The following is a 9,160-nucleotide window of genomic DNA, read 5'->3' on the forward strand; positions in this document are numbered from 1 at the left end:
TGGTCGGTGCGCAAGACGACGTTCCACACTGTGGACGCCGCCCGCGCACCGGACCGGCTCCGCGTCCGCTGCTCCGCCATTTCCTTGCCGTCCCCTTGGCGGCCACCGCGCGGCAGCTCCCCGCCGGGTTTCCTTCGGTCCCCCTTGGCGGCCACCGCTGGGCCGCCCTGCCGGGCGGCTACTCCTTGGTCGCGGCCACCCACCGCTCGAGAACGGAGCGGGCGGCGCCGGAGTCGATGGACTCGGCCGCCTTCCCGATCCCGGCCGCGAGCTGCTCGGCCAGCGGGGCCGAGGACTGGTCCAGGGCGACCAGCGCCGCCGCCGAGTTCAGCAGCACCGCGTCCCGCACCGGCCCCGTCTCCCCGCCCAGCAGCCTTCGCGCCACCTCGGCGTTGTGGGCCGCGTCGGCCCCGCTCAGCGCGGAGACCGGCACCAGCTCCAGACCGACGTCCCTGGGGTCGAAGGTCTCCCGGGCGACGTCGCCGCCGCGCACCCTCCACACCTGGGAAGTCGCCGTCGTCGTCAGCTCGTCCAGGCCGTCGTCGCCGCGGAAGACCAGCGCCGACACCCCCCGCTCGGCCAGCACCCCGGCCACGATCGGCGCCATCCGCGGATCCGCGACCCCGGTGGCCTGCGCCCGCACCCGCGCCGGGTTGGTCAGCGGGCCGAGGAAGTTGAACGTCGTGGCGATGCCCAGCTCCCGACGTGCCTGGGCCACATGCCGCAGGGCCGGGTGGAACTTCACCGCGAAACAGAAGGTGATGCCCGCCTCCTCGGCCACCTCCGCCACCCGCCCGGGCGTCAGCTCCAGATTGACGCCGAGCTGCTCCAGTACATCGGAGGCACCGCTCGCGGACGAGGCGGCCCGGTTGCCGTGCTTGACCACGCGCGCCCCGGTGCCCGCCACGACGATCGCGGACATCGTGGAGATATTGACGGTCTTGGCCCCGTCGCCGCCGGTACCGACGATGTCGACGGTGGGACCTGGGACCTCGATGAGGTTGGCGTGGTCGTACATGGTGCGGACCAGGCCGTTGACCTCTTCCACCGTCTCGCCCTTGGCCCGCAGCGCGACCGCGAAGCCGGCGATCTGGACGTCGGTCGCCTCGCCGTTCATGATCCGGTCCATCGCCCAGGCCGTGTCGTCGGCGCTGAGGTCGTCGCCACGCAGGAGGGCGTTCAGTACGGCCGGCCAGGTGCGGGCCTGCGCGCGGTCGCCGCCTGTCGGGGTCGCATCGCTCATGGTCCACACTCCAGTGGTCGGCCACCCCCACCTCGAACCGGTGAGGGGTAGGTGTCAAGGGACGCCGACCACCCTACTGAGCGACGGCGGGCCCGCGGGCCCGCCGTCCAGCAGTCAAGAAAGCGCGACCCCGCTCACCCCGCGGCGCGGTGTCCGAACCGCTGGCGCAGGAGCCCGGCGAGCGACTCCGACAGGGCCACCGGGTCGATGGGGTGCGTCACCGAGGCGTCGGCCCGGCTCCAGGTGGCCAGCCACGCGTCCTGCGGGCGCCCGATCAGGAGCAGGACCGGCGGGCAGTGGAAGACCTCGTCCTTGATCTGCCGGCACACGCCCATGCCGCCGACGGGGACCGCCTCGCCGTCGAGGACGCAGACGTCGATGCCGCCCTTCTCCAGCTGGGCGAGGACCGCGGGCACGGTGGCGCACTCGAGGTACTCCACCTTCGGCACGTCGGACGCCGGGCGGCGGCCCGCCGCGAGGCGCACCTGCTGGCGGGTGTTGGCATCGTCGCTGTAGACCAGCACGGTGGCGGTCTGCGGCGCGGTGTTGCTCATGTGCGGTGCCCCCAAAAGTGATCCCGAAGTGATCCCGGCAACTGGCGGGGATGCTACTCCCGACCGGTCGGGTCGCAGCAGGGTCCGGGCCCCGAAAGATCGGCTCTCCCCCCAACGAGCGAAGCCCCGCAACCGCGGGCCCGGCCCGGACACGCTGAAGGGGACCCCCCGGAGTGTGGGCGGGATAAGCGACCGACATAATGTCGGTCGTGGCGACAGCAACTGTAGATACCGGGCACGCGCACCCCTCGGTCAACCGGCCGAACCTGGTCAGCGTCGGAACCATCATTTGGTTGAGTTCCGAGCTGATGTTCTTCGCGGCCCTCTTCGCGATGTACTTCACCGCTCGCTCGGTGACCGGTTCCGAGTTCTGGAAGGATCACGCGGAAGCGTTGAACCTCCCGTTCTCGGCGACGAACACCACGATCCTGGTGCTCTCCTCCCTCACCTGCCAGCTCGGCGTGTTCGCGGCAGAGCGCGGTGACGTGAAGAAGCTGCGGCGCTGGTTCGTGATCACGTTCATGATGGGCGCGATCTTCATCGGGGGGCAGATCTTCGAGTACACCGAGCTCGTCAAGCACGACGGACTGTCCCTCTCGTCCAGCGTGTACGGCTCGGTGTTCTACCTGACCACGGGCTTCCACGGTCTGCACGTGACGGGCGGCCTCATCGCCTTCCTGTTCGTGCTGGGCAGGACGTACGCCGCGAAGAGATTCACGCACGAGCAGGCCACTGCCGCGATCGTCGTGTCCTACTACTGGCACTTCGTCGACGTCGTCTGGATCGGCCTCTTCGCCACGATCTACCTCATCAGGTAACCAGTCCTGACCTCCGGTCACGCCCCGCGGCAACGCGACGCGCCGCTGACCGGCATCGACGAACACTGACGCTGAAGATCCTGACACCGGGGTAATCCGTGAAAAAGCTCTCCGTGCGACGGCGCCATCCGCTGGCGGCGCTTGTCGTCCTACTCTTCGCGCTCGCGGCCACCGGGGGGCTGTACGCCGCGTTCGCGCCTGCCAAGACCGCGCAGGCCGACTCCTCCTCCCAGTCGATCGCGATCGAAGAGGGCAAGAAGCTGTACGCCACCGGCTGCTCGAGCTGCCACGGCCCCGGCGGTCAGGGCAGCACCGACGGCCCGTCCCTGGTGGGTGTCGGCGCCGCCGCCGTCGACTTCCAGGTGGGCACCGGCCGTATGCCCGCCCAGCAGCCCGGCGCCCAGGTGCCGAAGAAGCAGCCCATCTACACGCAGGCGCAGATCGACCAGCTCGCCGCGTACATCGCTTCCCTGGGCCCCGGCCCCGGCATCCCGTCGAAGAAGCAGTACGACCCCAAGGGCGGGGACATCGCCGCCGGCGGTGAGCTGTTCCGCACCAACTGCGCGCAGTGCCACAACTTCGCCGGCGAGGGCGGTGCGCTCACGGACGGCAAGTACGCGCCGAGCCTTCGCGGTGTGGACCCCAAGCACATCTACGAGGCGATGCTCACGGGCCCCCAGCAAATGCCCACTTTCCCCGACACCACGATGCCGGAGAAGGCCAAGAGGGACATCATCGCGTATGTCAACGACACCACAAGGGCCGACAACCCCAACCCGGGCGGGTTCTCCCTGGGCCGTCTCGGCCCGGTCACCGAGGGACTCTTCGGTTGGATCTTCGGCCTCGGCGCGCTGATCGCCACCGCCGTGTGGGTCGCTGCCCGGACCGCTAAGGCCAGGAAGTCATGAGTAGCCAGGACACCCCAGAAGAGAACCTGCCGGCCGAGCCGCCGCACGGTACGGACGCGGAGATCGCGCCCAGCGACGCACTCGTCCCCGACCCGGGGCTGCCGCCCCACCTGCCCCGCCGGCAGGACATCGACGAGCGGGCCGCCAAGCGGTCCGAGCGTGCGGTCGCGGGCCTGTTCACGCTGTCGATGCTGGCGACGATCGGCTTCATCGCCGGATTCGTGGCCATCGACGTGGACAAGATCATCTACGTCTGGCCGATCGGTCACATCAGCGCGCTGAACTTCACCCTGGGCTGCACGCTGGGCATCGCGCTGTTCGCCATCGGCGCCGGCGCGGTCCACTGGGCGCGCACGCTGATGTCCGACGAGGAGGTGGTGGACGAGCGCCACCCCATCGAGGCTCCTCCGGAGGTCCGCCAGCGGGTCATCCAGGACTTCCGCAAGGGCGCCGGGGAGAGCCAGTTCGGCCGCCGCAAGCTGATCCGCAACACGATGTTCGGCGCGCTGGCCCTGGTGCCCCTGTCCGGTGTGGTCCTCCTGCGCGACCTCGGCCCGCTGCCCGGCGACAAGCTGCGCCACACGCTGTGGGCCAAGGGCAAGCTGCTGATCAACCAGAACACCAACGAGCCGATGAAGCCGTCGGACATCACGGTCGGGTCGTTGACCTTCGCCAAGCCCGACGGCCTGGAGGAGACGGCGGAGGACTTCCAGGAGCAGATCGCCAAGGCGGCGCTGATGATCGTCCGGCTCGAGCCGGAGGACATCAAGGACAAGCGTGAGCTCGAGTGGGGCCACGAGGGCATCGTGGCCTTCTCCAAGATCTGCACGCACGTCGGCTGCCCGATCAGCCTCTACGAACAGCAGACCCACCACGTGCTCTGCCCGTGCCACCAGTCCACCTTCGACCTCGCCGACGGCGCCCGAGTGATCTTCGGCCCGGCGGGTCACGCCCTTCCGCAGCTGCGGATCAGCGTGAACTCCGACGGCTACCTCGAAGCGCTCGGCGACTTCACCGAGCCCGTCGGCCCGAGCTTCTGGGAGCGCGGATGAGCACCAACGACAACCCGAAGTCCCGGGAGAAGGCCCCCGCGGGACAGAAGGCCGCCGACTGGGCGGACGGACGGGTCGGCCTGTACAACCTGGCCAAGTCCAACCTGCGGAAGATCTTCCCGGACCACTGGTCGTTCATGCTGGGCGAGATCTGCCTCTACAGCTTCATCATCATCATCCTCACGGGTGTGTACCTGACGCTGTTCTTCAAGCCCAGCATGGGCGAGGTCGTCTACCACGGCTCCTATGTCCCGCTCCAGGGCGTGCGGATGTCCGAGGCGTACGAGTCGACGCTGAACATCAGCTTCGACGTGCGCGGCGGCCTGCTGGTCCGGCAGATCCACCACTGGGCGGCCATCGTCTTCGTGGCGGGCATGCTCGTCCACATGATGCGGGTGTTCTTCACCGGGGCGTTCCGCAAGCCGCGTGAGATCAACTGGACGTTCGGCTTCCTCCTGCTCGTCATGGGTATGTTCGACGGCTTCCTCGGCTACTCCCTCCCCGACGACCTGCTGTCGGGTACGGGTATCCGGTTCATGGAGGGCGCGGTGCTCTCCGTGCCGATCGTCGGCACCTACCTGTCGTTCTTCCTCTTCGGCGGGCAGTTCCCGGGCTTCGACGTCGTGCCGCGGTTCTTCACCATCCACATCCTTCTGCTGCCCGGCATCATGCTGGGCCTGGTGGTGGCGCACCTCATCCTGGTCGTCTACCACAAGCACACGCAGTTCCCCGGTCCCGGCAAGACCAACAAGAACGTCGTCGGCATGCCGCTGATGCCGGTCTACATGGCCAAGGCCGGCGGGTTCTTCTTCGTGGTCTTCGGTGTCATCACGCTGCTGTCCGCGATCGCCACGGTCAACCCGATCTGGGCGTACGGCCCCTACCGGCCGGACCAGGTCTCCACGGACGCCCAGCCCGACTGGTACATGGGCTTCTCCGAGGGCCTGATCCGCATCATGCCGGGCTGGGAGATCAACTTCGCCGGGCACACGCTGGTCCTGGGTGTGTTCATCCCGCTGATCGTCTTCCCGCTGGTCCTCACGGCCATCGCGGTGTACCCGTTCATCGAGTCGTGGGTCACCGGTGACAAGCGCGAGCACCACCTGCTGGACCGCCCGCGCAACGCTCCGACCCGTACCGGTCTCGGTGTGGCGTGGATCAGCCTCTACCTGATCCTGCTCGTCGGTGGTGGCAACGACCTGTTCGCGACCCACTTCCACCTGTCGATCAACGCGATCACCTGGGTGGTCCGGGTGAGCTTCTTCGTCCTGCCGCCGGTGGCGTTCATCATCACCAAGCGGATCTGCCTGGGCCTCCAGCGCCGGGACCGCGAGAAGGTGCTGCACGGCCGCGAGACGGGCGTCATCAAGCGGCTGCCGCACGGCGAGTTCATCGAGGTGCACGAGCCGCTGCCGCAGGGGAAGGTGTTCGAGCTCACCGCCCACGACCAGCCGAAGCCGCTGGAGATCGGGGCCGAGGTCGACGAGAACGGCGTCGTCCGCAAGGTCAAGCGCACGCAGAAGGTGCGGGCCAAGCTCTCGCAGGCCTTCTACGGCGAGGGAAGCCAGATCCCGAAGCCGACCCCGCAGGAGCACGAGGAGATCACGAGCGGCCACGGCCACCACTGAGGCCGCTGACCGCGAAGAGGCGCCACAGCCGAGGGCCTCGGCAGGACATCGCGTCCTGCCGAGGCCCTCGGCGTTCGTGCTCCTTCCCGCCCGGTCGGCCGGCTCGTCAGCTCTGCTGGGGGCGCAGGCGGGCTGAGGCGGCGACCGGCAGGTCGGCCTGGTCGATGCCGTACTGGCTGGCCGCGACCTTGTCGAGGGCACTGCCCTGGCGCCACTTGGCCCAGTCGAGGTTCCAGTCGCCGTATCCGTTGTCGAACGGGGTCATCATCGACCCCTCGCTGTTGACGACCTTGACGACGTCACCGGGCTTGGCGAGCTTGAAGAACCACTCGGCGGCCTCGGTGCTCATGCCCGTGCAACCGTGGCTGACGTTGGCGTAGCCCTGCGAGCCCACGGACCAGGGGGCCGCGTGCACGAACTCCCCGCTCCAGGTCACGCGGGTGGCCCAGCGGACATCGAGGTCGTAGCTCTCCGAACTGCCCGCGGCGATGCCGATGCTCGTACCGGTCATCCGGACCTGCTCCTCCTGCTCCAGGACGACCTTGACGCCGTTCCTGGTGTCGAAGCCCGGCTTGCCCGTGGTGACGGGGATGGTACGGATCTCCTTGCCGTTCCTGGTGACCGTCATCCGGTGTTCGGCGGCGTCCACGAGGGCGACGATCCGGTCGCGGGTCCGGAAGGTCAGGGCAGGACTGGAGCCTCCGTAGAGGCCGTCCTGGATCCGCGTGCCGTCGAGTCTGCTCTCCACCGTGACGGTGGCATGGGCGGGCCAGTACTCCTCGGGCCGGTAGTGCAGGGTCTGGTCGTCCACCCAGTACCAGCGGCCGTGGGCGGCAGGTGTGGACGTCACCCGAAGGCCCCGTTCGACCAGGGCGCGGGCGGCGGGGTCGGTGACCTTGTGGCTGAGCTGGGCGGTGACGGGCTGGCCGACGCCGTACTCCTTGCCGTCGGGGCCGAATGTGGCACGCAGCAGCTTGTCGGACGCAGCGGTGGTGAAGGTGGCGCTCCCCCGCCCCGGGCTGCCGTCGCTGTCGGCGGTGCTCACCCTGACGGTGTAACGGGCTCCCGCGGCCAGTGGGGAGCTGGTGTGCCAGCTGGTGCCGCTGTCGGCGAGCTCACCGCGGACAAGGCGGCCGGCGTTGTCGACGACCATCACATCGGTGATCCGGCTGTTGCGGCCCTTGGCGGTCACGGTGACCGGCTTGTTGGGGTCGGCCTTCGTCACTCCGTCGCCAGGACTGATGCTCAGCCCGCCGGACGCGTTGAACGGCTGGGCGGCCAGCGGACTGGAGTCCCCACACGCCGTCAGCCCCGCCGCCAAGAACGCCACCAGGAAAATGCCGCACGCCGCCCATCGGCGGCGCGGCTTGAGTATCCGGCTCTTAGACACCTGTGCCTCCCGGTTGTTATACCTGGCGATCAGCCTAGGAACATCGGACATTCCGGGTGACTCGGGCGGTCGGCTATTGGCCCGGGCGGGTGACGCGGCCACCTGTCCGGCCCACAGCGCGGGTCGGCGGCCCCCACGCGGCGGCCTTCTGGAGCCGGCACGCAAAAGCCGGGGCCGGCATCCGATGCGGATGCCGGCCCCGGCCCGGTGCGTGAGGCGGACTCAGTAGCGCTGGTCCTCGCCCCGGTAGTACTCGAACACCCAGCCGAAGAGGCCGATGAGGATGACGGGCAGCGAGAAGTACAGCAGCCACCAGCCGAAGATGACCCCGAGGAAGGCGGCGGCGCCACCGATCGCCAGGGACAGCGGCTGCCAGCTGTGCGGGCTGAAGAAGCCCAGCTCACCCGCGTCGTCCGCCACCTCGGCGTCCTTGCGGTCCTGCGCTCCGGTGTCGACACGGCGGGCGGTGAAGGCCAGGTAGTACCCGATCATCACCGACAGGCCGAAGGCCAGGAACAGGGCCGTGGTGCCGGCCGGCTCCTTCGACCAGACGCCGTAGAGGATGGCCATGCCGAGGATGAAGACGGCCAGCCAGAGGAACATCTTGCCTTGGACCTTCACTGCTGGTCCTCCTTGCCCTCAGCGCTCTCCTTGCCGGGAACGTGGCCGGCGAGCACCTTGCCACCGGCCTCGCCGTACATCTCGAGCTGCTCCATGGCGGCGATCTCGGGGTGGTGCAGATCGAACGCCGGGGATTCGGAGCGGATACGCGGCAGCGTCAGGAAGTTGTGACGCGGCGGCGGGCAGGAGGTCGCCCACTCCAGCGAGCGGCCGTAGCCCCAGGGGTCGTCGACCTCGACCTTGGGCGCGTACTTGGCCGTCTTCCACACGTTGTAGAGGAAGGGCAGCATCGACAGGCCGAGCAGGAACGACGAGATCGTCGAGACCGTGTTCAGCGTGGTGAAGCCGTCCTTGGCCAGGTAGTCGGCGTACCGGCGGGGCATGCCCTCGGCGCCGAGCCAGTGCTGGACGAGGAACGTGCCGTGGAAGCCGATGAACAGCGTCCAGAAGGTGATCTTGCCCAGACGCTCGTCGAGCATCTTGCCGGTGAACTTCGGCCACCAGAAGTGGAAGCCGGAGAACATCGCGAACACCACCGTGCCGAACACCACGTAGTGGAAGTGCGCCACCACGAAGTACGAGTCCGAGACATGGAAGTCCATCGGCGGCGACGCGAGGATCACACCGGTCAGACCACCGAAGGTGAATGTGATGAGGAACCCGATCGCCCAGAGCATCGGTGTCTCGAAGCTGAGCGATCCCTTCCACATAGTGCCGATCCAGTTGAAGAACTTCACCCCGGTCGGCACCGCGATCAGGAAGGTCATGAACGAGAAGAACGGCAGCAGCACCCCGCCGGTGGCGTACATGTGGTGCGCCCACACCGTGACCGACAGACCCGCGATGGAGATCGTGGCGCCGATCAGGCCGATGTAGCCGAACATCGGCTTGCGGGAGAACACCGGGATCACCTCGGAGATGATCCCGAAGAAGGGCAGGGCGATGA

At 68.5% G+C, this 9,160-nt stretch carries 9 protein-coding genes; 4 read left to right on the forward strand and 5 right to left on the reverse strand.

The features are described from left to right. Window positions 1–178: 178 nt before the first annotated feature. Both trpD and IEY86_RS03850 read right to left on the reverse strand, forming a co-directional pair. Window positions 179–1,243: an anthranilate phosphoribosyltransferase gene (gene trpD / locus IEY86_RS03845; RefSeq protein ID WP_189130026.1), complete on the reverse strand. Its 1,065-nt coding sequence runs from the start codon at window positions 1,241–1,243 to the stop codon at window positions 179–181. A 134-nt stretch (window positions 1,244–1,377) separates the two neighbouring features. Next, the gene (locus IEY86_RS03850) at window positions 1,378–1,797 is read right to left on the reverse strand and encodes a DNA-binding transcriptional response regulator (RefSeq protein WP_189130027.1); all 420 of its coding nucleotides are present in this window, start codon (window positions 1,795–1,797) and stop codon (window positions 1,378–1,380) included. Between the two features lie 200 nt (window positions 1,798–1,997). Between IEY86_RS03850 and ctaE the strand changes: the two genes are divergently transcribed. The 4 genes from ctaE (at window position 1,998) to qcrB (ending at window position 6,203) form a co-directional block, all read left to right on the forward strand. Then, complete coding sequence (gene ctaE / locus IEY86_RS03855; RefSeq protein ID WP_189130028.1) at window positions 1,998–2,615, forward strand: aa3-type cytochrome oxidase subunit III; 618 nt, start codon at window positions 1,998–2,000, stop codon at window positions 2,613–2,615. Window positions 2,616–2,713: 98 nt separating this feature from the next. After that, window positions 2,714–3,523 (forward strand): cytochrome bc1 complex diheme cytochrome c subunit, encoded by an 810-nt coding sequence (gene qcrC, locus IEY86_RS03860; RefSeq protein WP_189130029.1) that lies wholly within the window; start codon window positions 2,714–2,716, stop codon window positions 3,521–3,523. Beyond that, a complete protein-coding gene (gene qcrA, locus IEY86_RS03865) occupies window positions 3,520–4,575 on the forward strand; it encodes a cytochrome bc1 complex Rieske iron-sulfur subunit (protein ID WP_189130030.1) in 1,056 nt (351 codons plus the stop codon). The genes qcrC and qcrA overlap by 4 nt, the downstream gene beginning before the upstream one ends. Continuing rightward, window positions 4,572–6,203: a cytochrome bc1 complex cytochrome b subunit gene (gene qcrB / locus IEY86_RS03870; protein WP_189130031.1), complete on the forward strand. Its 1,632-nt coding sequence runs from the start codon at window positions 4,572–4,574 to the stop codon at window positions 6,201–6,203. Before qcrA ends, qcrB begins: the two co-directional genes overlap by 4 nt. A gap of 106 nt (window positions 6,204–6,309) precedes the next feature. Here qcrB and IEY86_RS03875 read toward each other — a convergent pair whose 3' ends face one another. From IEY86_RS03875 to IEY86_RS03885, 3 genes are all read right to left on the reverse strand, one after another. Next, window positions 6,310–7,644, reverse strand: coding sequence for a L,D-transpeptidase (locus IEY86_RS03875; RefSeq protein ID WP_189130032.1), 1,335 nt, complete (start codon window positions 7,642–7,644; stop codon window positions 6,310–6,312). A 171-nt stretch (window positions 7,645–7,815) separates the two neighbouring features. Continuing rightward, window positions 7,816–8,214, reverse strand: coding sequence for a cytochrome c oxidase subunit 4 (locus IEY86_RS03880; protein ID WP_189130033.1), 399 nt, complete (start codon window positions 8,212–8,214; stop codon window positions 7,816–7,818). After that, a partial coding sequence (locus tag IEY86_RS03885) for a cytochrome c oxidase subunit I (RefSeq protein WP_189130034.1) occupies window positions 8,211–9,160 on the reverse strand: 950 nt, incomplete at its 5' end. The genes IEY86_RS03885 and IEY86_RS03880, both read right to left, overlap by 4 nt.

Origin of the sequence: Wenjunlia tyrosinilytica (assembly GCF_014646055.1) — a bacterium.
Lineage (GTDB): Bacteria > Actinomycetota > Actinomycetes > Streptomycetales > Streptomycetaceae > Wenjunlia > Wenjunlia tyrosinilytica.

What these genes read in the sequence shown, in the direction of transcription:
- qcrB (WP_189130031.1), top strand. Translation starts at nt 4,572, where the DNA reads ATGAGCACCAACGACAACCCGAAGTCCCGGGAGAAGGCCCCCGCGGGA.
- IEY86_RS03875 (WP_189130032.1), bottom strand. Translation starts at nt 7,644, where the DNA reads ATGTCCGATGTTCCTAGGCTGATCGCCAGGTATAACAACCGGGAGGCA.
- qcrA (WP_189130030.1), top strand. Translation starts at nt 3,520, where the DNA reads ATGAGTAGCCAGGACACCCCAGAAGAGAACCTGCCGGCCGAGCCGCCG.
- IEY86_RS03850 (WP_189130027.1), bottom strand. Translation starts at nt 1,797, where the DNA reads ATGAGCAACACCGCGCCGCAGACCGCCACCGTGCTGGTCTACAGCGAC.
- ctaE (WP_189130028.1), top strand. Translation starts at nt 1,998, where the DNA reads ATGTCGGTCGTGGCGACAGCAACTGTAGATACCGGGCACGCGCACCCC.
- trpD (WP_189130026.1), bottom strand. Translation starts at nt 1,243, where the DNA reads ATGAGCGATGCGACCCCGACAGGCGGCGACCGCGCGCAGGCCCGCACC.